Raw genomic sequence first — 562 nt, forward strand, 5'->3', positions numbered from 1 at the left:
GAGACGTCCGTGGACGCGCTGCCGTCTCCTGTGACCATCAGATCAGGAGTTTCCGCACGGTCTGCCTGACTTTTGCGTGTATCAAAAAGTCTGTCGCAGAAGGCCTCGCACAACGGGCCCTTTCGCATCAACAGGAAATACTCAGCATTATGCATGCATCAATACCCGACAGCTACTTCGTCTGCGCGCCCTCATCGACTATATGCGCAGCCATCTCGCTGCCGTGGTGACCCGCGCATCTCCGGATGGTGCTATGGAGTGGCGCCGATCGGCGACGCCCAGGGTAGCGTGTCGGGCTTTCTTCGTCCCTTGACAGGCAGTTCACGCAAAAGCTGCACCGATCGTTTCGCTCAGAAACTCGGCCAATTCGGAGACGGGCTTCGCGGGTTGAGGCTTGCCCGCGATAAGCGCCAGTTCGGACGGCGGCGGGACGGGGAAGCCCTCCTCCAGCCCTAGCCGGCGATGTTCGGCCCCCACGGTGCCCTCGGCCAGCAGACCGACGCCGACGCCCGATGCGACCGCGGCCTGAACGCCCGCGAGGCCCTGACCCACGAAGGCGATC

Annotated in this window: 1 protein-coding gene; it reads right to left on the minus strand. The window is 63.2% G+C overall.

What is annotated here, in order from left to right:
- Positions 1 to 321: 321 nt before the first annotated feature.
- Positions 322 to 562: type 2 periplasmic-binding domain-containing protein (locus D3273_RS28680; protein ID WP_487343521.1), on the minus strand; the 241-nt coding region annotated here is incomplete at its 5' end.

The sequence above is a fragment of the Lichenibacterium minor genome, assembly GCF_004137685.1.
Classification (GTDB): Bacteria; Pseudomonadota; Alphaproteobacteria; order Rhizobiales; family Beijerinckiaceae; genus Lichenihabitans; species Lichenihabitans minor.